The organism is Cerasicoccus frondis (assembly GCA_031296915.1).
Lineage (GTDB): Bacteria > Verrucomicrobiota > Verrucomicrobiia > Opitutales > Cerasicoccaceae > Cerasicoccus > Cerasicoccus frondis.
Map to the genome: position 1 here is coordinate 173,120 of JAVDPC010000006.1, position 23,004 is coordinate 196,123.

General features: G+C 54.0%; 16 protein-coding genes. 7 read left to right on the forward strand and 9 right to left on the reverse strand.

All coding sequences use genetic code 11. From position 1 onward, the window contains the following. Positions 1-14: 14 nt before the first annotated feature. The 5 genes from ptsP to RBB63_RS07120 all read right to left on the reverse strand — a co-directional run bounded on the left by ptsP (position 15) and on the right by RBB63_RS07120 (position 5,274). The gene (ptsP, locus tag RBB63_RS07100; RefSeq protein WP_309382542.1) at positions 15-1,787 is read right to left on the reverse strand and encodes a phosphoenolpyruvate--protein phosphotransferase; all 1,773 of its coding nucleotides are present in this window, start codon (positions 1,785-1,787) and stop codon (positions 15-17) included. Positions 1,788-1,913: 126 nt separating this feature from the next. Then, a complete protein-coding gene (gene ispE / locus RBB63_RS07105; RefSeq protein WP_309382544.1) occupies positions 1,914-2,798 on the reverse strand; it encodes a 4-(cytidine 5'-diphospho)-2-C-methyl-D-erythritol kinase in 885 nt (294 codons plus the stop codon). A 6-nt stretch (positions 2,799-2,804) separates the two neighbouring features. Continuing rightward, positions 2,805-3,902, reverse strand: coding sequence for a peptide chain release factor 1 (gene prfA, locus RBB63_RS07110; protein WP_309382546.1), 1,098 nt, complete (start codon positions 3,900-3,902; stop codon positions 2,805-2,807). A gap of 73 nt (positions 3,903-3,975) precedes the next feature. Further along, positions 3,976-4,818, reverse strand: coding sequence for a YihY/virulence factor BrkB family protein (locus RBB63_RS07115; protein ID WP_309382548.1), 843 nt, complete (start codon positions 4,816-4,818; stop codon positions 3,976-3,978). A gap of 270 nt (positions 4,819-5,088) precedes the next feature. Next, complete coding sequence (locus RBB63_RS07120) at positions 5,089-5,274, reverse strand: hypothetical protein (protein WP_309382549.1); 186 nt, start codon at positions 5,272-5,274, stop codon at positions 5,089-5,091. 770 nt (positions 5,275-6,044) lie between these two features. Here RBB63_RS07120 and RBB63_RS07125 point away from each other — a divergent pair. From RBB63_RS07125 to RBB63_RS07155, 7 genes are all read left to right on the forward strand, one after another. Then, the gene (locus tag RBB63_RS07125) at positions 6,045-6,935 is read left to right on the forward strand and encodes a prepilin-type N-terminal cleavage/methylation domain-containing protein (protein ID WP_309382551.1); all 891 of its coding nucleotides are present in this window, start codon (positions 6,045-6,047) and stop codon (positions 6,933-6,935) included. Positions 6,936-7,052: 117 nt separating this feature from the next. Beyond that, positions 7,053-8,600 carry a fibronectin type III domain-containing protein gene (locus RBB63_RS07130; protein ID WP_309382553.1) on the forward strand — a complete coding sequence of 516 codons (1,548 nt, stop codon included), beginning with the start codon at positions 7,053-7,055 and terminating at the stop codon, positions 8,598-8,600. A gap of 50 nt (positions 8,601-8,650) precedes the next feature. Further along, a complete protein-coding gene (locus RBB63_RS07135; RefSeq protein WP_309382555.1) occupies positions 8,651-9,481 on the forward strand; it encodes a PEP-CTERM sorting domain-containing protein in 831 nt (276 codons plus the stop codon). A 35-nt stretch (positions 9,482-9,516) separates the two neighbouring features. Beyond that, positions 9,517-10,314: a PEP-CTERM sorting domain-containing protein gene (locus RBB63_RS07140; RefSeq protein ID WP_309382557.1), complete on the forward strand. Its 798-nt coding sequence runs from the start codon at positions 9,517-9,519 to the stop codon at positions 10,312-10,314. Positions 10,315-10,376: 62 nt separating this feature from the next. Beyond that, the gene (locus RBB63_RS07145) at positions 10,377-12,161 is read left to right on the forward strand and encodes an autotransporter outer membrane beta-barrel domain-containing protein (protein WP_309382559.1); all 1,785 of its coding nucleotides are present in this window, start codon (positions 10,377-10,379) and stop codon (positions 12,159-12,161) included. Positions 12,162-12,332: 171 nt separating this feature from the next. Continuing rightward, positions 12,333-13,109, forward strand: coding sequence for a PEP-CTERM sorting domain-containing protein (locus RBB63_RS07150; RefSeq protein WP_309382561.1), 777 nt, complete (start codon positions 12,333-12,335; stop codon positions 13,107-13,109). 90 nt (positions 13,110-13,199) lie between these two features. Next, entirely contained in the window at positions 13,200-14,084 is an 885-nt protein-coding gene (locus tag RBB63_RS07155) for a helix-turn-helix transcriptional regulator (protein WP_309382563.1), read from the forward strand. 86 nt (positions 14,085-14,170) lie between these two features. Here RBB63_RS07155 and RBB63_RS07160 read toward each other — a convergent pair whose 3' ends face one another. The 4 genes from RBB63_RS07160 to RBB63_RS07175 all read right to left on the reverse strand — a co-directional run bounded on the left by RBB63_RS07160 (position 14,171) and on the right by RBB63_RS07175 (position 22,959). Continuing rightward, positions 14,171-15,289: a hybrid sensor histidine kinase/response regulator gene (locus tag RBB63_RS07160; RefSeq protein WP_309382564.1), complete on the reverse strand. Its 1,119-nt coding sequence runs from the start codon at positions 15,287-15,289 to the stop codon at positions 14,171-14,173. Position 15,290: 1 nt separating this feature from the next. Further along, a complete protein-coding gene (locus RBB63_RS07165; protein ID WP_309382566.1) occupies positions 15,291-18,611 on the reverse strand; it encodes a hybrid sensor histidine kinase/response regulator in 3,321 nt (1,106 codons plus the stop codon). 282 nt (positions 18,612-18,893) lie between these two features. Then, on the reverse strand, positions 18,894-20,039 hold the full coding sequence (locus tag RBB63_RS07170) for an ABC transporter ATP-binding protein (protein ID WP_309382568.1): 1,146 nt from the start codon (positions 20,037-20,039) through the stop codon (positions 18,894-18,896). Between the two features lie 25 nt (positions 20,040-20,064). Further along, positions 20,065-22,959 (reverse strand): alpha-amylase family glycosyl hydrolase, encoded by a 2,895-nt coding sequence (locus RBB63_RS07175; RefSeq protein ID WP_309382570.1) that lies wholly within the window; start codon positions 22,957-22,959, stop codon positions 20,065-20,067. Positions 22,960-23,004: the final 45 nt, after the last annotated feature.

Below are 23,004 nucleotides of genomic sequence, written 5' to 3' on the forward strand. Positions count from 1 at the left end.
CAGCGTCCCGCTGGCTAGTCGACTTGCTCAAGGACGTCGCGCATCTGGGTTTCGTAGAACTTGGTCAGCTTGTTCTTGATCGCATGCGGATCGGTCAGCTTGAGGACTTCCTGGGCAAGTTTTTGGGAGTCAGACAGCTTCATCTTGCGAATGAGATATTTGATTTCCGGAAGGACGGCGCCAGTGGCGCTGATCTCATTGGCGCCCAGGCCGAATAGTAGCGGCACGTAAATGGGGTCACCCGCCATCTCACCGCAAATGCCAACGTGAACCTTATGGCGGTTGGCGGTTTCGATGATCATCTGAAGCGTCCGAATCACTGCCGGGTGGTTCGGCTCATAAAGGTGGGCGATGCGGTCATTGACACGATCCACGGCAAGCAGGTATTGGATCAAGTCATTCGTCCCGATGCTGAAAAATTGGCAATGCTCGGCGAGTATATCGCAGATGTAGGCAGCGCCGGGGATCTCGATCATCGCGCCGACCTCGATTTTTTCGTCGAATTTCTGCCCCCGCTGGCGGCATTCGGCTTTCGCTTCTTCCAAGAGCAGGTTCGCCGCAATCAACTCGTCAACCGTGCTGATCATGGGATACATGACCTTCACATTGCCCTCGGCGCTCGCTCGTAAGATCGCGCGCAGCTGGTCCTTAAACAGGTCCCGATGCTCAAGGCAGAAACGGATCGCCCGGAACCCCATAAACGGGTTGTTCTCGTTTTGGATGAAATAGTCGGACAGGTGCTTATCACCACCCAGATCCAAGGTTCTCAGGATCACCGGATGCGGGGCCAACATCTGGGCCACCTTGCTGTAGGCCTCATACTGGTCTTCCTCGTCGGGAAATGTGTCCTGCTGCATGAACAGGGCCTCTGTCCGGTAAAGCCCCACGCCTTCAGCGCCTCGCTCCAAGGCCGCATCACAGTCTTCCGGCCCACCGATATTGGCGCCTACTTCGAGCAGATGCCCATCCGCAGTCTTGGCTGGCAAAAGGGCCGAAGTCTCAAAGACCCGCTGAATATTCTGACGTTCGCTCTTGAGTTCGCCGTAGCGAAATAAGGTCTCCTCGGATGGGTTAATGATGACCACGCCATCATAGCCATCGATGAGAATGTAGTCGTCGTTGTTCAGCTTCTCGGACGCATTGTGCAACCCGACCACCGCCGGCACGCCCAATGAGCGCGACATGATCACCGCGTGACTCGTCCGGCTGCCGGAATCCGTCACCACGCCGAGGATCTTCTGCTTGTCAAAACTGGCGGCCTCCGAAGGCGTGATATCCTCCGAAACAATGATGCGCTCCGAAACCAACTCCATCAGGTTCCGCTGGGTCTGCCCCAAGAGGATTTGCAGCACGCGGCGCGAGACATCTTCAATGTCCTTAACGCGCTCCTTCAAGTAGTCATCCTGGAGGGCTTCAAACGCTTCGATAAAGCGATTACTGACTTCGCGAAAACAGTACTCAACGTTGTAAGCAGTATCCTCCATTTCGCGGAGGGTTTCCTCGATCAAGGCACGGTCTTCAAGCACCATGATATGGGCGTCAAAAATGCGTGCTTCATTCTCACCCAAACGGCTGGAAATCTCGTGTCGAATTTCCGCAATTTGACGCCGGGCTTCGAGCAGCGCTTTTTCAAAACGCTCTTTTTCGTGCTCCAGTTGCTTCTCCGGAATTTCGTATACAGGAATTTCTAACTCCTTCTGCAAGATCACGAAAGCCAAGCCATGCGCGACTCCTGGAGAGGCGGCAATACCGTCCAAGACGATCTCTTTTGGCTTATCGGAATCCATTCAATCAGAAGTTACAGGGGGGCAGCACTTCAGTGCGTGATTCTTAGAAGATTGAGCTCAAGCACGATACAGGCAAGATAAATCCGTTCAGCCAAAACCGCCCCATTTTCGCGCCGATGCCTGCACCTAAATCACAGTGGTCTTTTCGCAAAAAACGGACTCCCCCAGAGCCTCTTTTATCGTCGAAATGATGGCTTCTGGATCGTCCTTTTCCTCCAGCCAAACGAAGCACGAGCTGCCGCTGCCGCTCATCAGGCAGCGGGCATTGTGTCGCTCCCGGATCAAGTCCAACACGGCTGGCAACGCGAGGTATTTCTCAAACGCGGCATCCTGCATGTTGTTGAACAACGGGACCTTATGAATCTCCGGGCCTGCCTGCCAATCACTTAACAGCTTCTCAGCGTCCGTTGGCGCGCAGTACCAGCAGCCCTTTGCCTTCATTTGGCCGTAGGCCCATCCGGTTTCGACACCAAAAGAAGGCTTAAACAAGATCACTTTTTGCCCCTTGAGCGAAGCCTCCGCGGCAGTGCTTAAGGACTCCAGCCGCTCTCCCCTCCCCCTCATTATTACTGGTTTTTTCGCCAGAAAGAGCGGACAATCCGAGCCCAATTCGGCCGAGAGCTCGATCAGTTCAGCGTTGGGCAATGGATCTCCGCAGAGTGAATTCAATGCCGCCAATACCGTCGAGGCATTGCTGCTGCCCCCACCCAAGCCAGCTCCTGCTGGTATGCGCTTATCCAGGTGGATATGCACACCGCCAGCAAAGTCATGTCGCTGCCGAAACGCCGCCACCGCCTTCAATGCAAGGTTGGAGCCATCGGTGGGCACGCCGGGGAAGTCACAGGCAAGCGTATCCGCCTGCGCATTCGGCTCTAATGTGACTGTTACCTCATCGCCAAAGGCGACCGGCGCCACCAGGCTGACTAAGTCGTGGAAACCGTCCTCGCGCACGCCAGTAATCGCGAGCACGAGATTGATCTTGGCGGGAGATGCCAGCGTGAGGCTTGCCATGGGACCTTACTTCGCCCCCACTCCTGCGCTCAACAACGCCTCCAGGCGGGCCGCAGTATCGGCTCGGGTCAGCGCCTCGATGATTTCATCCAAGTCGCCATCCATCACGTAATTCAAGCTGTGAACGGTCAGACCAATGCGGTGATCCGTCAGGCGACCCTGTGGAAAATTATACGTGCGAATGCGCTCGGAACGGTCTCCGGTGCCCACTTGACTGCGTCGGTGCTGGGCGTATTTTTCCGCCTCTTCCTTCTGCTTTTGCTCCAGTAGTCGAGAGCGCAACACCTTGAGCGCCTTGGCCCGGTTTTTAATCTGCGAACGTTCGTCTGCGCAGTAAACCATGATGCCCGTTGGCAAGTGAGTCAGCTGCACGGCGGACTCCGTCTTGTTCACGTGCTGACCGCCAGCGCCACTCGCGCGGCACGTCGTGATGTCCAAGTCTTCGGGGCGGATTTCCACGTCGACTTCTTCAGCTTCCGGCAGAACCGCCACCGTGGCCGTCGAGGTGTGGATGCGACCTTGCGATTCCGTCTCCGGCACGCGTTGCACACGGTGAACCCCGCTCTCATACTTCAGCTTCTTGTAGACATCTTCACCGGTAATGAGGAAGGCGACTTCGCGGAATCCACCCACGTCGGACTCATTCATCCCCATCGCCTCAATACGCCACCCCATGCGATCAGCGTAGCGCGTGTACATGCGGTAAAGATCGCCGGCGAAAATGTTGGCTTCATCTCCCCCTGCGCCACCGCGAATTTCGACGATGGTGTTGCGCGAGTCGGTCGGATCTGGCGGCAGCATGGCCACCAGGAGCTCCTGCTTGTAGGGCTCGTGATTCTGCTCAGACGCGGCAATTTCCTCCCTGGCCATCTCTCTGAGTTCTTCATCGAGAGAGTCGTCATCCGCCATGGCCTGATTCTCCTCAAGCTCGCGTTCAAGCTTGGCGAGGCGGTCATAAAGCCGGATCAAATTACTGATGTGGGTGTGCTCGCGGGAGATATCAGTCGCCCGTCGCTGGTCCGAGAAAAAGTCAGGCTGCGCCATGAGCTCGTCGAGTTCGGCGCGCCTTTTGCGAAATGGTTCAATGTCGGGGATGCCTTCCATAGTCGTATGTCCTTGCCTTGGGCAAAGCGGGAGAAACAAGCGCATTGCACTTCAATTAGCAAGATATTCCGCATCAGCTTTCACTGGGCGATTCGCCAACCTCTCCATCGACCTCGCCCGCGATCGCCACCCCCAGGAACAGCATCTGCGTTGAATAATAGATCCAGAGCAGAAAGATCACCAAGGTGTTCGCCGCCCCGTATGCAGAGGCAATTTCACTGCGGCTCAGGTAGACATTAACCAGCAAACGGCCGATCTCGAAGGCGAGCAAAACGAACAAGCTGCCAATCCAAACCGCCTTCCAACTCGGTGAATGCACCGGCAACAACCGCATAATGGCGGCCACTGCGAAGAACACCAATCCCGCATTGATGGCGCTGATTACGTAGTCCGCCCAATGCGCATTCTCCGGCAATAATATGGAGATAAATTTCGGCGCCATCGCCGTCACCATAATCCCCGCAACCAACACCAGGCCGGCAGCCAACGTGAAAACAAAGGCGTTGAGGCGCCCCAGCAAGCTGCGTCTGACCGCTTGGCGCATGTCCTTGCTCTTAATGTGCAACAGCCGGTTAACGCTGATCCGCAGCCGAACGAAAATCAATGTAGCCGCCCAGAATAACGTCACCCCGGAAACCACCGCCAAAAACCAGCCCTGTTTCTCGAAGGCGTCTGGTTTCACCAATTTAATAAGCGAGGCCGCTTCGTCCTGCGACATAAAGCTCTGCATCCAACTCGTGGCAGCCTCACGCGCGCCAGCCTCTCCCAAAAATTCCCCGGCAATCATCAAGGCAAAGACAATCAGCGGGGCTGAAGAAAAAAGCATATAAAACGACAAAGACGCCGACAGCCCAAAACCGTCTGCGTTCATCCAACGCGACACGACCTTAAGCAGGAACTTTCCCCAGGTTTTCACTGCCGACTAACGTGCGCGATTCACAAGCGGGAGCAAGCTCCGATCACGAGGGCAAAGCGCCTGCCGAGGCCGGGGGGGGGGGGAAACCGCCGTAATTGTTTATCAAAGAACATTGCCCTACCCGCCCGCTCGCCGGGACGAGGCGCAGGTGGGGCGCAGGCGGCTCAGGGGCTGCCTACCGGAGCGGCGGATAACTCCGTCGCTCACACGTCGACGCGGCGCTGACCAGGCTGGCATAGGGCGTCGTGCAAAGAGTGGATCGGACAAAGCCTAGGCGTCGCGAAGCTGGTTGCTGTCACCAAGCCAGTCCGCGAATGAGCCCGTCTGCCCGTCACGCAATGCACGCGGCCCGAATGGCCTCGCATGGCGTCGACTGGGATACCTCAGCCAACGTGCCGTTGGATCCTGAGTTTGCCGCAATGCAGCAAAGGCGAAATTGATGGGAGTGTGGTGCATGGTAAAGTTAGTTAGAAAGAGTTAGTAATGTGGGGAAGGTGAGTAATGTGAGTAAGGTTTTTGGGAGGTGCGTTGGCCGTAGCATAGGCGTCCCGCCTGTGCCCTGACTCCATCTAACCGAAACAACACAGGCGGAACGCCTGTGCTACGGCCAATGCGGGACGCCTGCGCTACGGCGATGCGGGACGCTTGTGCGACTGAGGCACGGCGCTTGGATCGGTGATCAATAACACACTAATCAAAAGACGCAGTGCGCCAAACAAAAAGTGAACGCACGAGCATTTTATTAGTGAGTAGCTTTCCCTAATAATCCGCGCTGGGCATCAACGACTTATGCACGCAAGAATGGGCGTTCCAATCAACTGCTGCTCATGCAACCAGCGCGTGTTCACACATTCTGTTCCCTGGCCCAAGCGCGCGCTAAAACCTCCGAGGTGAGCTCCCAAGTCAGGCATTGAGTTTTTAGACGCGTTGCAGGGCGCTTTAAAGGTGAACTGATGGACGACGCCAACATAGGCGTGAGCCATTCACCCGCGCCAAAAACCTGAGGAAATACCCTCTCCTACGGGAAAACGCGTCTGCGTCATTAAACGCAAGAAAACCAAATAAAAAAGCATATAAAAAGATGCAAACATTCGGGAAACCTGCCATAATTGAGAAAGAATCTCAGTATCGACAGGGTGGGTCTACTACTTAAGCAACTGCCCATCCGTTGGTTAGGGAATACCGACACAAAGCAGTTGGCGCATTAGCGCCATTAAGAAAAATTCATGATAAACGAAACTACTCGCTACACTTCCGATGCGAATCGCAACCGCGCCTGGCGTCGAAAGGCCTTCACACTGACTGAACTATTAGTTGTCATAGCCATCATCGGCGTCCTGGCGTCGATTGTCGTTCCAGTTGTTGGCAATGTGCGCCAAAATGCTTACCAGACCAAAGAAGTCTCGGCAGCGCGTTTTCTCATGCAGGCCTACATGATGGCCTCTAACGAAGCGAACCATGGAATCCTCATTCCTGGTCGCGCCAAGTACAATGAGCATACTGGAGAAGGGGTAGTTACTGGATATGATGAAGCAGGCAATCCACTGAGTCCCTATCAGGCCAGCATTTGGTCTCACCGTGTCCGTCCCTACTTGGGCGACCGATTCCTCGAAACGCTATTCATCAATAAACAGGAAGAATACTGGGAGCGTATTTCCAAGAGTGGAAACTACGATGTGCTTGCCCGGTACAATACAACGTTTGGTCATAACGAGCGCTACATCGGCGGCGGCACATATTATGAATTCGAGCAGGATCGCCCAATCAATGTGCTAAGCCAGGCGATTGACCCGACGAGCCTCATCGTATTTGTCAGCGCAACCAACCACTCCCCCGCCCCTTCCATCTACGACAATGCAGGCTTCTGGCGGGTCGATGCGCCGGAAGGTGGCAACTGGGTTAACGCCGGAAGTCTCAGCGGACCAAAAGACGATGAAGAAGCCCTCGATCCGCGCTATGGCTTCATTGCCTACCGCTATAACCTGAAGGCAGTCGTCGCTTTTCTGGATGGTCACGTGGAGTTAATGGGCTTCAACGATCTCAGGGATATGCGCCTTTGGTCCAACGAAGCGCGAAAGCAAAACAACCAGAATTACAGCCCGGGCTATATGGAATGATTTTCAAGCCGCTGCTTCGCTGAAGCTCAAGCAATCACCCATTCCTAGCTTTCTCACTTCATGACCTATAAACCCTTCGCCTATCTCTCACTATGTCTTGTCGTACTGACGGCATGCATGAACGCACACGCCCAAGCGCCAGCCAACTTTGTCTTGGAGCGCCTCGCCCCCTGGGACGAGGCTGATGACGTTCCCACAAGAATGGATGGCGAACACTATTTTATCCGATGGAGCAACATCAGCAAATTCAACTCCAGCAAGTTCGCGCATTCGCAAAGCACATTATTGCCACGGCCTGACGGATTTCCCGTGCCGCTTCCATCATTGGGCCATTACTCCCTGGAGCCAATTTCTCCGGGCTATCGGGCGACTGAAGGCTTCTATGCGCTAACCAGTGATTTTGGCTTGGTCGCAAGCATCGAGCCAACGGAAATGATCGATGAGGACTACGCCATCAAGTCCCTCGTTTTTCAAACCTGCAGCATCTTGAATTGGCCCGCTGGATGGAGCACCGAGGATTACTTCTTCTACAACCATGCTGATCACTTCAACGAAAACAGCGCCGCAACCGGCGGCATGGACGACTACAACGTCAATCAAAACCTGATTGAGCTCGCCGCAACCATCCTGGATGACGGCGGTCAATATGTCGGAGGGCCAGTCCTGAAATACACCACCGACGAAGGCCTGACCGGCTATCGCCACGCATCAACCTATGCCCTGCTCAATAACGGACTGCGACTTGAAGATCTGGGCGAAACGGGTGAGTGGTCCGGCACTTACTATTCTTTCTCCTGGCAATGGGACCTCACCGATATCCCGGGCAAGATAATCAGCGTGGAAATCTCAACACCGCTGATTGTGCATTCTTCAACGATTGGCGTGCAGATTGACGTGAGTGATGTCTACAACGACGTGCTTTCGACCTTTCCTCCCCCACCCCCAAATCTGTTTACCGCCACGCCAGGCGATGGTATGGTGCTGCTGAATTGGAATCAGCGCAGTGGCGCCACCGGCTACGAGATTAAGCGCTCAAGCGCCGACGGCGGTCCCTACAGTGTAGTGGGCGTTGTGGCTGGCGGATCGATCACCAGTTTCGTCGATGATGAGTTAACAAACGGAGAAACCTACTACTATGTGCTCGCCGCCACGAACGACAGCGGCGCAGGCGTCGAATCGATTCAACGAAGCGCCACTCCTCAAGCCGTGGCCGACAGCCAGCTTGGCCAATGGCGCATGTCTTACTTTGGCCAAACCGCTAACGATGGGATCAGCGCAAATGATGCGGACCCAGACAACGACGGCTTGGCCAACCTGCTGGAGTACGCCTTACGAAAAGACCCTCTCGTCGAAGACAGTCTGGCAGCCGTTACCATGGGCCAAACGGAAACCGGAACCAAGCGCTCAACCCTTACCTTCAATCGTCGCGCTGATCCTAACTTAATCTACACCGTGGAAGCCTCGGATGATTTGGACTCCTGGGAGGCCATCTTTTTCAGCACAGGTTTGGCGGACCCAGACAATGACGGCTACGCAGAAGGAACCTCTGGCGTGAGTTCCATCGTAGGCAACGATGACGACACCTATGAGGCCTGGGATAATGTCGTCTCAGGCGCACGTCAGCGACGCTTCCTGCGTCTACAAGTTTCAGCCGCAGGCAATTAAAACCAGATGATCAAACTTTGCAACGCAAAGTAATTTTCACCGAGAATCAAATGACTAACCTACTGATGCAGAAAGTCGCTCGAACGTCTGTCTTTACAGGCATCCTAACGCTTTCTGCTTTTCCTCTGGCAGTAGCCGCAAACCTGAACTTGTTCGAGAACGGCAGCTTTGAAACGACCACGCCTTACTTGGATTATTTGCTCGAAAGCAGCGACTCTGTAGAAATCCCAGTGAGCGATCCCTATGACCCGGGCACCTACTATCTACCGGGATGGGGCAACCGAGATAAGACTTACCTATCGGAGTCGGCCTACTCAAACATAACTCCGGTCGCCGCCAACGATGGCAATTACTTCCTGTTGCTAGGCGCGGGCATCAATGAAATCGGCGTTGCGATTGCGGGAGGCATACAGCAAAGCGTCACGCTGAGCGCCGGCGTCACCTACCAATTCTCCTTCGATCAATATGTCCTCGAAGAGCCCTTAATTGCCCCTTACCCGAATCAGCAGCGTTTCATCTTTGGCTTCGAGTCAGAAGACTTTTATTGGACGCAAAGCTTACAGACCACCACGGGGGTTGTTAAGCAAACCTATGGTAGCAGCGACATCGATGACGCCACCGAAACCTTCTACGAAGAAATTGCCGAAGCGGGAGCTTGGGTTGAGCGCATCGTGCAATTCACCCCCACTGTAGATGGCGACTACGACTTCTTCTTCGAGCTTCTGTCCACTGGCTCGAATCCAACCGTAAGCAGCCAAAAAATCTTCGTCGACAACTTCTCACTCGTCGCCGTGCCCGAGCCCGAAACCTACGCAACGCTACTGGGCGTTGGCGCGTTGGCCGCTGTGGCGTGGAGGCGTAAGCGGCGCTTCACTGCGTAAATGGCGACACACAATTCATGTTGATTTTGAATACAATGAAACGATACCATTCACCCACCCTCCTAATCGCGCTAGCCACGACGGCGTCGGTTGCCTCGGCGAACCTGAACCTATTCGAGAACGGCAGCTTTGAGACGACCACGCCCTATGTGGATTATCTGCTGGACGAAAACTATGGACGCGCCGAAGTGCCCATTACCGATCCCACCGATCTCGGCACTGCTTACATGCCGGGGTGGATCGTGAAACGCAATTCCGTTGTCGTCAATAACGACGGCTTCGGCGCCGCCGATGGAAACAACTACATTGAGCTGCTATGGGGCTTTGATGACTTTGGCAACCGCACATCGGGCGGTTTTGCGGTCTACTTATCTCTGGAGGCAGGCGTCACCTATCAATACTCTTTCGACTACTGCACCAGCATCGGTTCATCACTTACCGGCAACAGCCTTGGTTTGGGGATCGCCCAAAGTAATATCACCACCGGCGAGCTCACCTGGGGTATGGATGTCAGTTTACTTGCGTCCGACTCCACCTCCTTCATCCGGGAGACTGTTGGCCCGGCGGGTGATGCCACGGACACCCGGACGGAATATCCCATCTCCGTAGCCGAGGATGAGTGGAACCACTACAGTTTCGAATTCACCCCACTCGTCAGCGATGAGTTTTACTTCAACATCTTTGTCGGGGGAGACAGTTCATTGAGGGGCCGTGACTCCATCATGCTCGACAACTTCTCACTCGTCGCCGTGCCTGAGCCCGAAACCTACGCAACGCTACTGGGCGTTGGCGCCTTGGCCGCTGTGGCGTGGAGACGTAAGCAAACACGCTGAGTTCAGCTCTACTTTTGGCGGGCGTTTCCGCCAGATATCCAAACCAAACATAACCTCGATCTATGAAGAAACATACATCATCACACGCCGGGCGGGCATTGATCGCCGCTGCGGCATCCTTCGTGTTGTGCGCGGGTTTATCGGCTTCGCCGATTTACGAACCCGTCATCAGCACACCGCACGACTTGCTCAATAAGTTTGAAGTCACCGGCGCTTCAACCACGACCTGGACCGAGCTGACCTACACGAATCCGGAGCGCGCAAGCTATGGTAGTCTATCCGCCTGGCGATCAGCCGGCGCGCTGATGGAAGATGATTCTGGCAGCACCACAGATCTGTCCGTGATGAATCCCGGTTACCCGGCCACTTATGGCCTGTATTCCTGGACTGGCGATTACGGCGTGATTCTCGCGGCCTCAGGCAGTAACATCAAAACCGTCATTGTGCAGTCGGGTAAGATCGGCCAGCCCGATTTCTACGATCCGGAAAACTCCGTTGGCACGCCCGACGATGTACTCTACTGGAATGATCCACTCGCGACTTACCCGTCCGGTCATTCGCATAACTCGACGATTGCCGCCACAACGAAGTTTGGTGACACCTTCACCTACACCGGTGGTCCCATTGCTCGTTATTCGGTGAACAATGGCAGCTCGTGGACGGTCATCCAGGCCCGGCCAACCATTGGCATACTCGCGGGAGCAGGCGTCTATGACACCAACTACTACGGCTCCTACTTCAGCTTCACGTATCAGTGGGACCTCTCAGCCTACTCTGGCATCACGGATGTGGAAGTAGCCATCCCGAACATCGTGCATGAGTCGCAAATCGGTGCATCCATTACCACTGGCACGGCTTACGCCCCCGTCATTCCCAAAACTGCCAGCACTACGCAGGTTTGGAACGGCGGCACGGCCAACTGGAACACTGCCAACTGGGATAGCTCGGCCTCGTGGAGCGCTGGCAACAACGCCAGCTTCTCGGCAGCCGACACGGTGACCGTGGATGCAGCCGTAACCGTTGCTGATCTGCTCTTCACTGCCAATGCTACGCTCTCCGGCAGCAGCACCATTACGCTGAAGGGCTATGTAGATGTGGATTCCGGCGACACGGCGACCATCTCTGCGCCGATTGCCGGAACCAGCGGTCTGCACAAGACAGGCGAAGGCACGGCGGTGATCAGCGGAACCAACACCTTTAGCAACGGCGTTTACGTTTACGAAGGCGTGCTGAAAATCGGATCCACCAATGCAATCCCGAGTGGCAACCGCGTCAAGCTCGGCAAGGACACCGAACTCGACCTGAACGGGTATGACATCACCATCGACGGTTTCCAAGCCGATCCGGGAAGTGACATCATCCTCGCCACCGGCGACACCCTCCAGATTGACGCCAGTGACGCCTTTGCGTTCATGCGTGGTCAAATCACGGGCGCTGGACAGCTCGAGATCATTGACGGAGACGTCTACTTCTACGAGGAAACCCCGAGCTTCACCGGCGAATTGCTGATTACTGAAGGAGCAGTTGCAATCGAGTCCACGGTTGGCAATGGCTTGGAAGTCAATGTCGGCGCCGATGGCATCGTATTCGGTCGCGGCACGATTGACGGTGATCTGGACTTCGTGTCCGGAGGCGTCCTCTATCATGATAATGCAGCCGGCAACCTCACCGTCGATGGCGACGTAGACCTGAGCAACGCACTCATCGTATTCGAAACGGCGCCAGGCGTTGGCAGCCACACCGTGCTCTCTGTGACGGGCTCCGTTACCTTGGGCAGCGTTTCCGCCGACCCGCTTCCAGACTCCATCACGGTTAGCAGCGGCGACGTGATTGTCACCTACTACTAATGTTATGCAAGCGGACCGGAGAACGTTGCAGCGCTCCCCGGCCCCAAGAATACCGCCACTGAATAGTTAAACGGTTAAGAATAAGTAAAACACCTGATCGTGTTTGTTCAAGTCTCAAATGTATGGGCGACGGAGTCCGATTCTCCGTCGCCCTCAATCAACCAAGTAAAAATGTATAACAAGCTACATCAACATGTGCTGCTCCTTGCAGGGGTAAGCATCCTTACCACCTCGGCGCATGCAGTCCTCAATCCGATAAGCCTACCAGGCGTGAATGAAAGCTACAGTTGGTCATTCACTAAAGCGAACTACAGCTCAGCTGACTATGGTTCGGCTGACGACTGGTCTGCGCTTTCCACCAGCAGCTCGGGCGACAGCAGCGTATTCATCGAGCCTTCCGCAGTTGGCAGCAATTATATGCCATCATCCGGAGCGCCGCTAAACGGATTGCTCGGCTATGGCGGTTCACTGATCCTTTCGGACACAAGCCCACTAACTGGATTGGAAACAATTGTTTTCCAGTTAGACTACGCAATGATCGGCGACGGCTTTGCCCCTGGCTCCTCAGCTTTAAATCCGGTGCTGAAAATTGGCGGCGTCCTCTTCGGCGTTGATGGCCAGGCTGACTATTCCTCAGCGGAAGATGTCAGTGATGCGCCCCACCCTCACGCCACTTTTGCTGACTTTGGCTATACCGCCAACGCTGGAACTTACGCATGGCAGTGGGATTTGAGCGATCTTGCCGGATACGACATCAGTTCCGGCTTCACCATTGAATGGAGCAGCCCCGGCGCTTTGGGAGGCATTAGCGATAATGCGCTCTTGAGCGGCGTCCAGTTGGACCAGGGCAATCAGTTTTCCCAGGTGGTCGTGCCCGAGCCATCCACCTACGCAACGCTGCTGGGCGCAGGCATCCTTGGCTTCGCCATATGGCGGCGTCGTAAGTAAACTGTAATTAACATCAATATTTTCACCCTCTTGTCCCCAAATTTGGGCAAGGGGGTTTTCCCATTAACCATGCCGCAATTGACTAAAAACATGAATACTACCGAAGCTGCGGGACAAGATCGCGCCACCCGCTGGAGCACATTAAATGGTGGACAGTATCCAGAGAGACAACAAGTCATCGAAGGCTGGTTATATGCCCAAGAAGCAACACTGCCCAAAGAATTAACACAGCAGCATGCATCCTTGTATTTCATCACCGTTCTGAAAGGTGAGGTTATTTGGGTTCAGCGTAACGTAGAGACCAAGATTCAAGCGAACCACATTTTAGGAGCGCGTGATGTCTCAAACATTAAAATCAAGCGCGGAGGAGACCGAGGCGCCCACATCATCGTTTGGCGCATACAACAAGGGGCGCTCGCGGAAGGCATGCAAGCATTGAACTTACCCTCGACTGACGATGCGCTAAGCTGGCCTTTTCCACCCCGTCCATTAACACCTCAAATGATGTCACTCTTTCTTGAGTTGCGCGCCACTCGGCTCAATGGCCCAGCACGCATTTGGTGGTACTATGCCAAGCTACTGGAGCTAACCGCCCTACTCTACCCTGAGGCATCCCCGCACCACTCTGGGCAAACAAACTCACTGATGAGAGCGGAAGTGCGGAAGGCAATGGCCTACCTGCAGGAAGCTTATCCCTGGCATGTGTCACTGGACGATGTTGCTCGCGATGTAGGCATGAGTTCATCCCACCTCAGCCGGATTTTCCATAAAGAAGTCGGCATGTCCCTCAGTCATTATTTACGTTCTCTGCGAATGGAGAAAGCTGCCCAACTTCTGCGCACCGGAGAAAGCAATGTCACCGATGCGGCAATGGCAGTCGGCTACACCAGCATCAGTCAATTTAGCGGAGCGTTTCGCTCCTACTTTGGCGTTTCACCTCGAAACTTTATGCCCGGAAACAATGCAGCAACTTGACCTCCGATGACAAGGCTCGACGGCTTGCAGGCAAAAAGCCAACAACGCGAATTCAGTCAAAACAAAAAACCAATCCTAATCAATTATTACTTAAAAGTAATTTGAAATCGGGCACTTTCATTTGGCTCACTAACCAATTGAATATCCCCACCCTGCGCCAACATAAGGTCTTTGACGATGGACAAGCCAAGTCCGAATGACGACTCTCCTCCCGTTGGATGGGCGGACAGGCGTTGATATCGACCGAATAGCTTATCATAGTCCTCCTCCCGGAAGCCTGGCCCTTCGTCACTTACAAGGAGTGTCGGCTGTCCATCTGCGCCAAGTGTCGCGGCAACTTTAACCGTTTTGCCTTGAGGCGAGTATTTCACGGCATTGCTCACCAGGTTATCCAAAACCTCAGCCATTAGGAATGGATCTGCCTTGGCCATTGGGCAATCACCGGAGTCAAACTCCAGGGTGATATGCTTCCGCATTGCCTGACCAGCATTCCTAAGCCTTACATCCTCAAAAATATTGGGCAGTGGAAACTCTTCTATCTGCGGTTCAATCTCACCACTGTGAGAGAACTTCGCGTTGAGCAATTCGTTAAGGGTATAGAGCGTCCGATCTGCGCCGCCGATAATTGCCAACATTAACTCATTGTAGACGTCAGCATCTTTCTCTTCCGGCGAGCGTGGATACTCGCTCATGACGATTTCAACCAAGCTGCGTATTGAAGATATTGGACCACGAACATCATGCGCAATAATCCCAATCAAGTCGCTTTTCTGTCTGATATGCGTCTCCAATTCTTTTCGCTGAGCCTGGAGTTTCAGGTGCGTGTTGATTCGGGCAATCAGCTCAGCGGATTTGAAAGGCTTGGTAACGTAATCGACCGCGCCGGCAAGGAAACCAGCTTGAATATCCTCAGCTTCAACGCGAGCGGTGAGAAAGATAATTGGCGTGTCCAAGAACTCATTCTGAGTCTTGATCTGACGACAGCAGGCAAGGCCATCCATACCCGGCATAGACACATCCAGAAGAATAAGGTCTGGTCGGTTCTCCTTGAGCCATTCCAAGGCCTGCTCACCATTCAGGGCAAAGGCAAGAGACACATTCTCCTTCGCTAAGGAATTCCCCAGGAGTCTAAGATTTTCCGGCTGATCATCGACCGCGAGGATCAATGGCTTTGCCGTCGGTTTTTCTGGTTCGATGAGCTTCATGTCATGCGATTTTTATGGATATTAAATAATTATTCAGACCAGCCAAGGCCTGCTTGACGCCAGCAACATCAAAGGTTTCGGCTGCTAGCTTCAGTTTCATGCCCAGATCATGCAAATAGGTTGCTGAATGTTCTTGGGCGATTGTTTCAATTCGTTCCGCGAGTTGCTTGAGCTCGTCTATTTTAAATCCGTTCTGATGACGCTTTAACTCCACAAGGAGCTCATTCAATTCATCATCTGAGATAGATGGATGCTCATCCTCGCTTGATGAACCTAAAGGCTTAAATGGCGCAGGCGTTCTTGCTTCGACACTCCCATGCAACCACCGATGACATGTCTTGAGCAATATGTGCGGTGGGATAGGCTTAAAAAGGCATTCATCAAAACCGAACTCCAACAAAATATCAGTGGTCCGTTGCATGCTGGCAGTTACCGCCACGATAGGCGTCTGGGAGAAATCAGCCATTTGCCTCAACCGCTGACAGACCTCACGGCCATCCATATCGGGCATCGAAATATCCAAGAGAATCATATCCGGGCGATGCTCAACTGCCAACTCCAGCCCCATGCGCCCCCCAGTGGCCTCGATAATCTGGACGTTAGGCACATCCTCGAAGACCGCTCGCATGAGCTCCATGTTCGCGGGAATATCTTCAATAATGAGTATCTTGGCCCGGGGGAAGACAAGGCGATGATGTTTATCGTCGTCCATTTCGGTGGGATCAACCGAGGGCGTCACTAACGGGATTCCAGGCAGCGTAAAAAAGAACGTCGTGCCTTCTAGCACCTTGCTTTTAAAATCAATCTCCCCGCCCATTAATTTAACGAGCTTCGAGCTAATCGCGAGCCCCAGACCGGTTCCGCCATGAGCGGAGTCACCAACCTGCTCAAACTTATTAAAAGCTCGCTCCCTGAATGACTCCGGAATGCCGCAGCCAGTGTCTGTCACTGAAAACTTCACGTCATATGCGCCAGCATTCTCCACGTAGGATAATTCCAGAGACACCGAGCCCTTATCGGTAAACTTGACTGCATTGGAAAGGAGATTGAGCAGCACTTGCTGCAAGCGGAAATCATCCATCACCAAATACTCGGGGAGCCCCTCCTGGATGGTAAACGCGAGCTTAATTCCCTTGACGTCCGCCTGTAGTTGAAACACATCCTGCAATTCTCTGAAGTGTCGGCGGAGGCTAATCGGCTTAGGGGCTAACTCGATCTTCCCGGCCTCGATCTTCGCCAAATCAAGCAAGTCGTTGATCAGCCCGAGCAGTGTTTTCCCGCTGGATTGAATGGAGCGAATAAATTGCGACTGTCGAGGATCGCTGATTTCATTGGAGAGTAATTCAGCAAATCCTAGTATTGAGTTCATCGGGGTGCGGATTTCATGGCTCATATTGGCCAGGAAATTGGTTTTAGCGTGATTAGCCGCCTCGGCTTTTTCACGCATCGCCTCTAGCTCCTCTTCGCGGAGGACATCCTTCGTGATATCCGCAGTGAACATCATAATGCCGCCAATAGTGTCATTGATATCGCTCCAAGGCCGAATTTCCCAGCGTAAGTATTGATCGTGTTCCCAGCCATCGGGTCGCCACTGGTCTTTTTCCTTGAAAGCAATTTCACCAGCCATGCCACGGCGATGTATGGCTTTCCATTCCTCACTGATTTTGGGAAACACATCATAGTGACAGCGCCCGATCAATTTCTCATTCTCCAGATTATAATCCCGTTTCCATTGGTCACTCACCGCCAGGTAACGCATTCTCCGGTCGAACATGGCGACGGCTGCAGGCGCGTTGGTGACATAGGCCTCCAATCGGTTTTTCTGCTTGGTCAGCGCCAACTGCACAATCTCCAGTTCCTTATACCGCTGCCGGTTCAGGTAGATTAAATGCACCAAGGAAGCCAGGATTGCAGCGATCGCCAGGCCACCAATCAAAAACAACACTTCGATGCGACGGTCCACATGCACAGTCCGGGGATCAATCGTCACCACCATACGCACATCTGCGCTCAAGTTGGTGAAAGCGACTCCATCCACATGTGGCGTTGCTTTGGATAAATTGTAAGCTTCTTCACGGACCGAGTACTCGATGGGCACACCAAGGTTTTCCAGCACGGATTGAGTGGCGTCGGCCACAAAGCGATCATGGTCGACGACCGCTACCAGTAAGACTTCGGCGGGACCTTCCTCCATTGCTTCCGTCTCAAAAACCCAATAGCAGAATTTGTCTTTAGTCACGTCTTCAGGGAGGATACTCACGCTGATCGTCCCCCCCTCCTGAAATCCAGGAGCCGTGTCGTGTAACCAGTCATGGAATGTGCTGGTTAGATCTTCAGGATAAAACCAATCAAATCCCAGTGCAGGATAGATAATATGCAGATAATCCAATGACCTGAAATCACTGGTGTAGTGCTTGGCGTCGTTGAACCATTGGTTCTGTTGCATTTCTTCCAGTGATGCAACCCGGCCCGCCATTCGAGATAAGGCCAATTTCAATTGCTCATCATGGGCTTCCAGCAAACTCGCTAAAAAGGTCGCTCTTAGGTTAGCCAAATTAATTCGGCTTTGCTCGGCCTGAGAATGAAAACCGAGAAACACTGAGCCCACGGCAAACGCCGTTCCAAAAAACACCGGAGCCCACATCCAACGAAACGCCTCTTGATAGAGAGCTCGGCCGCAACGAAAACGCTGCATAATCAGGCCGATAGACAGCAGAAAAAAGCCTATCGCGGTATGGACCGCCATTTCCGAAAAACGAGCGCCCAACCAAACGATTCTGGGGAGATCAACTGCGTAGCAAAAGAACGCTGACCCGGAAATCCCCCCTAGAAGACAGGCCAGCGATACAATAACCACTTCAATCTTTGGACTCCTGGTGGGCAAAATGGATATGACCAAAGCAACGCCTCCGATTAGGAAACAAAGGCTGGTCAGCAGCGACATCCTTCCAGGGGCTGGCGAATTGTCAGTCAGGAATGGTTCGCCGAATAATTTATCGATGCCAGCATCTACGCCCAGGGCATGCTGTATGACATTGATTAATCCCCATATGAAAAGGGCGTAAGCGAACCACCGATCCATCCGCCAGCGATTCCACCTCGGAGGAGCAGATAAAAAGAACAAACATCCGGCAAAGAAAAGGAAGCCTATGGCCGTTGTTACCTGCATAGGCGCAAGGTTCGGCGATACTTGAACGATCGATCTGCTTTCGACGAGCCAACCAACAATCACCACCACAGACATGCACGCCAATATGAATGCAATACCCGTGGACACCGGGCATGGCTTTTTTTCACTATCCACCGCAAGTTTTGTAGGCATTGCTAAAGTATTGTTAATGAACAACCTCTAACATGCGAATTATTTTACCTGAAATACGGTGATAATCGTGTCGGAATAAGCAATTAAGCCTACATGCAATACCTTCGTTTACGTAATTGAAGTAAACATGCATCTGGATAGTCAGCAATACTCAACCGACCCAACAGGGCCGAATGACTCATCAAAGATACCACGAACCCATTACCCCTTACCGCATCCAACTAACGTACACCCTCCAAGGAGGCAGGGAATGATCAAGTCCTCCCTGCCCAGAAGCCCCGATCAAACCAGCTCAGATCCGCCAAGCTGTAGTGCTTGTTCCGTCTCCTGATCGAATAGCGCGATGCGCTCCGAGTCGAAACTCAGGTGGACGGAGCCGCCAACGCTAAATGCATGGTCAGCTTCTACTCGCGCAATGAAAGCATGCGCGGCGGGTGTGTTTAAATACAGGTAGGTTTCCGCCCCCATCGGTTCGGATACGTCGATCACGGCCATGATGCTGCCGACACTCGATTCGCTGGTGACTTGGATGTGTTCAGGTCGAATGCCGAGCACCGTTGCACGGGTGGATTGCTTGGCTGCGGCGTTTCGCAAACTGTCGTGCAGTTTTAATCGAAAGCCCGGCGCGCCGTTCACCGAATTTTCCACAAAGAACGCGCCGCCGTTTTCGATGACACAGTGACCGTTAAAAAAATTCATGGGCGGGCTGCCAATGAAGCCAGCGACGAATAAATTCTGCGGATGGTTATACAACGCCAGCGGCTCGTCGACTTGCATGATGTGGCCGTCTTTCATTACGCAGATGCGGTCGCCCATCGTCATCGCTTCCACTTGGTCATGGGTCACGTAGATCATCGTAGCGTTGAGCCGCGTATGCAGACGCGAAATCTCCGTGCGCATCTGCACGCGCATCTTCGCGTCGAGATTCGACAGCGGCTCATCGAATAAAAAAACGTCCGGTTGCCGGACGATGGCGCGGCCGACCGCCACCCGTTGCCGTTGGCCTCCGGACAACGCCTTCGGCTTGCGCTCCAACATCGTGGACAGGCCAAGAATGTCCGCCGCCTCGTCCACACGTTGGCGTATTTGCTCGCGCGGCGTTTTCAATAACTTGAGCCCGAATGCCATGTTGTCGAACACGCTCATGTGCGGATAGAGCGCGTAGTTTTGAAAGACCATCGCGATGCCGCGACTCTTCGGCTCCACGTCGTTGACGACGCGTTCGCCAATGCGGAGATGACCGCCGGTGATATCTTCCAAACCGGCGATCATCCGCAGCGTGGTTGACTTACCACAGCCGGATGGACCAACGAACACCATGAACTCCTTATCGCGGATTTCCAGGTCGATTCCTTTGACGGCGTGAAAGGAATCCCGCTTGCCGGAGTTGTAGCGTTTCTCAAGGTTGTTCAGGGTAACCGTTGCCATGCGACTCGTGGTGGATCGGTTTCAATTAAGGTTTCAGGTAAGTCCCATCGGCGCCGATCTTGCCCGGTCCGTTTAGCACATAGACCTTCAGGTTGCCCTTGCCGTTAACGCTGGCGGTCAGGCTACCGTTACCCACGTTCTGCACATCGCCGGTGATGGCGTCGACATAGGTTCCATTCGGGATACCGCTAAACGTCGCGCCGCCGCTCACGGCGACCAAGGCAAAGCTGTCGACATTGGCGTCGGTGAAGCGTCGCTTAAAGGCCATGCCGCCGCTAACGCCGCTCGTGGAATACTGCCCCTTTTGCAATGCGGGCACGGCGCGACGAATTTGGTTCAATCGCCGAATGTGCTGCGCAAGGGGGTGGCTAAGGGTAGTCGCCATCGCGCCAGTCGCGTTGGAATACTCGCCAAAGTCCGATACGGACACGCTGCCTTCGATATGGTCGCCGAAATAGGCGCGGCCCGTTTGCGATAGCGGTGCGTTCGGGCCGACGTCGATCACCAAGCCCTTCTGGAATTCGATTTCGCTGCCGTAGTAAACACAGGGAATGCCGCGGAAGGTAAACATGAGGCTCAGGTTCTCTGCCCACACATCCTGAGGTTGGGCGAAGCGCTGGTTCTCCGGCGCGCCGTCGGGAGCGTAGTCGTGGGAGTCCACGTAAGTAACGTTGTAGGTGGCGTCGTTGTACCAGAGGTCACCACCGAGCGCGACGTTGAAGGCGTCGTAAGCATTCTGGAAATTCCAATGCATGGGGAAGTCGATCACCGCCATGCCCGAGTTCAGCGAGTGATCTGGCGCATGGTAGTCGTTGCCCACGAGCAGGTGGTTGTTGCTGGTCGGCTCGTTATCGACAGTGTCATTGTCCTGCCAATGCTGGAAGGTCGAGGCTTCGTTTTGCACACGCGTCCCCCACGGATATGCTTGCGTTTCCGCCCAGGTGTAAAACGGTGTGGAGATCGCCGGGATGTTGCTGTTCCAAACCTGACGATAGCGCGTGGCCACTTCGCCGAAGATAAAGAAATCATTGCCGCCGCGCGCCTTGAAGGCCGGGACAAAGGTATTGTTAAACGTGAGCCGAGAAATGTGCTTCACCGTGTCGACCCGGAAGGCGTCCACGCCCATATCGATGTATTGGTTGTAGGCGTCGATCAGGTATTGCGCGGTCGTTGGGTTCTCGGTATTGAGGTCCACCGTGTCGCCCGCAATCTGCGCGGTCTGGACCGTGTAGCCTTCCCACTGGAGCGACTTCTCGTGGTGGTAGATGAAGTCAACGTCGTTGTAGTCTTCCTTCATCGCATCGATGCGCGCACCGTATTGAGCATTGGGCGTGAGCGTCAGGTAATTGGCGGGCAGGACGTTGTTCGGATCCGTAATGGTGACAGCGCTATCCGCGTCTTCGTTGAAGTCGATCACTTCAGCGCGATCAAACAACGGGTAGAGATTTTCCTCGCCGTAGTTGCAGGAGTGGTTGAGCACGATGTCCTGGATAACCTTGATGCCGCGAGCGTGAGCTTCGTCGATCAAAGTCTGGTAGGTCACGCCGGGCGACTCGTAGCGGAAGTCGACTTCGGAGTGATCGATGGCGTGGTAGCCGTGGTAGTCATAACCGCTGGCATTCTTCACGACCGGTGTGATCCAGATCGCGGAAAAGCCGAGCGCTTTAATGTAATCGAGCTTTTCAATGAGGCCCTTGAAGTCGCCGCGCCAGGCAGGGTCGGAAGCCGGGTTCAGCGATCCATCCCAGCACTTCATGTTGTTCGACGAATCACCATCGAAGAAACGCGTGGTCATCAGGAAGTAAATTGTCTCCTCGCGAAAGTCGCCGCTCGTCATGCCCAGCTCGTTGACTTCGATGTTCTTCGTGACGACGTCAAAGACGATGCGGTAAGTCTTGTTGTCAGCGACTTGGTAATCTTGCGCCGGATAGCGCTCGGAGAAATCGCCATAGCGATCAATCAGGAAACGGGCGGGCGATTCCTCCCCATTGAAGGTTGCCACGTATTCATAAAAGCCGTTGCCAATGTGGGTCATCGCAGCGGTGTTCCAGCCATTGGGCGTGCCGCGGAAATACCAAGGCTCGATGACGCCGAGTTCTTCGGTGGTAATCTGCTTGGTGTCGCTGTTAAACGTGATGCGGTAAATGCGGTCGTCGGTCACCGCGTAATCGTTCTGTGCCGGATAGCGCTCCGAAAAATCGCCATGATGATCAATCAGGAATCGTGCGGGCGTTTCCTCACCATTGAAGGTCGCAATGTATTCGTAGGTGTTGGCGGATAGGCGCGTCATCGCGGCGGTATTCCAGCCGTTGGACGTGCCGCGAAAATACCACTGGTCGGCTGGCCAAACTTCCTCGACCGCGATGTCCTTCGTGGCTTGGTTAAAGGTAATGCGGTAGGTCTTGTTGTCCGTCACTTGATAATCCTGCGCCGGGTAGCGCTCTGAAAAATCTCCGTAATGATCGATGAGGAAACGCGCGGGCGATTCTTCGCCATTAAAGGTCGCGGTGTATTCAAACATGTCCCCGCCAAGGTGAGTCATCTGCGCGGTGTTCCAGCTATTGGACGTGCCGCGAAAATACCACACGGCCGGATACTCGGTGACGGTGATGGCCTGCGTGCTGGTGTCGAAGCTGATCTTGTATGTCTTAAAATCGGTAACGACGTAGTCCTGGGCGGGATAACTTTCCGTCCAGTCATCGTAGCGGTCGATTTTAAAGCGAGCCGTTGTGTCCTCGCCGTTGAAGGTCTGAATCGTTTCGTAAGTCGTCGCGTCGACTTGTGTCATCTGCGTGCTATCCCAGCCATTGGGAGTCCCACGGAAAAACCATTCTGCATGCGCGGACGGAATGATCGATAATACGCCAACGAGGCTAAGGAGCGTCGTGGCAAATTTCTTGAAGGCGGTTATGGGTATCATGAGTTTACGAGGACAGGGTTAACCGTTGGAAAACGCTTCCAACGC

Bases quoted from the DNA above. Each gene is read 5' to 3' on its own strand.
- RBB63_RS07140 (WP_309382557.1), top strand. From the start codon at position 9,517: ATGAAACGATACCATTCACCCACCCTCCTAATCGCGCTAGCCACGACG.
- RBB63_RS07120 (WP_309382549.1), bottom strand. From the start codon at position 5,274: ATGCACCACACTCCCATCAATTTCGCCTTTGCTGCATTGCGGCAAACT.
- RBB63_RS07155 (WP_309382563.1), top strand. From the start codon at position 13,200: ATGAATACTACCGAAGCTGCGGGACAAGATCGCGCCACCCGCTGGAGC.
- RBB63_RS07175 (WP_309382570.1), bottom strand. From the start codon at position 22,959: ATGATACCCATAACCGCCTTCAAGAAATTTGCCACGACGCTCCTTAGC.
- RBB63_RS07160 (WP_309382564.1), bottom strand. From the start codon at position 15,289: ATGAAGCTCATCGAACCAGAAAAACCGACGGCAAAGCCATTGATCCTC.
- ispE (WP_309382544.1), bottom strand. From the start codon at position 2,798: ATGGCAAGCCTCACGCTGGCATCTCCCGCCAAGATCAATCTCGTGCTC.
- ptsP (WP_309382542.1), bottom strand. From the start codon at position 1,787: ATGGATTCCGATAAGCCAAAAGAGATCGTCTTGGACGGTATTGCCGCC.
- RBB63_RS07170 (WP_309382568.1), bottom strand. From the start codon at position 20,039: ATGGCAACGGTTACCCTGAACAACCTTGAGAAACGCTACAACTCCGGC.
- RBB63_RS07165 (WP_309382566.1), bottom strand. From the start codon at position 18,611: ATGCCTACAAAACTTGCGGTGGATAGTGAAAAAAAGCCATGCCCGGTG.
- prfA (WP_309382546.1), bottom strand. From the start codon at position 3,902: ATGGAAGGCATCCCCGACATTGAACCATTTCGCAAAAGGCGCGCCGAA.
- RBB63_RS07145 (WP_309382559.1), top strand. From the start codon at position 10,377: ATGAAGAAACATACATCATCACACGCCGGGCGGGCATTGATCGCCGCT.
- RBB63_RS07130 (WP_309382553.1), top strand. From the start codon at position 7,053: ATGAACGCACACGCCCAAGCGCCAGCCAACTTTGTCTTGGAGCGCCTC.
- RBB63_RS07125 (WP_309382551.1), top strand. From the start codon at position 6,045: ATGATAAACGAAACTACTCGCTACACTTCCGATGCGAATCGCAACCGC.
- RBB63_RS07150 (WP_309382561.1), top strand. From the start codon at position 12,333: ATGTATAACAAGCTACATCAACATGTGCTGCTCCTTGCAGGGGTAAGC.
- RBB63_RS07135 (WP_309382555.1), top strand. From the start codon at position 8,651: ATGACTAACCTACTGATGCAGAAAGTCGCTCGAACGTCTGTCTTTACA.